This window comes from Photobacterium sp. DNB22_13_2 (assembly GCF_052873915.1).
In genome coordinates this window covers 1-269 of sequence record NZ_JBNNXU010000149.1, presented here as the reverse complement: position 1 = coordinate 269, position 269 = coordinate 1, and the positions used below count along the sequence as shown (strand labels likewise).

Genomic DNA, 269 nt, shown 5'->3' with positions numbered 1-269 from the left:
CTGCAGGACTTTGACTACTACGAGATCCACGAAGCTTTTGCCGCCCAGGTGCTCTGCACGCTGGCCGCATGGGAGTCGCCCGAGTACTGCCGCGAAAAGCTCGGCCGCAGCGCGCCACTCGGCAGCATCGACCGCAGCAAGCTCAACGTGAACGGCAGCTCGCTGGGCACGGGCCACCCGTTTGCCGCCACCGGCGGGCGCATTGTCGCCACGCTCGCCAAGATGCTGGCGCAGCGCGGCAGCGGGCGCGGGCTGGTGTCGATCTGCGC

Annotated in this window: 1 pseudogene; it reads left to right on the top strand. The window is 68.8% G+C overall.

Going from position 1 to position 269, the window contains the following annotated elements:
- Nucleotides 1–269: pseudogene (locus tag ACVA58_RS28165) on the top strand (acetyl-CoA C-acyltransferase); the annotation flags it as partial.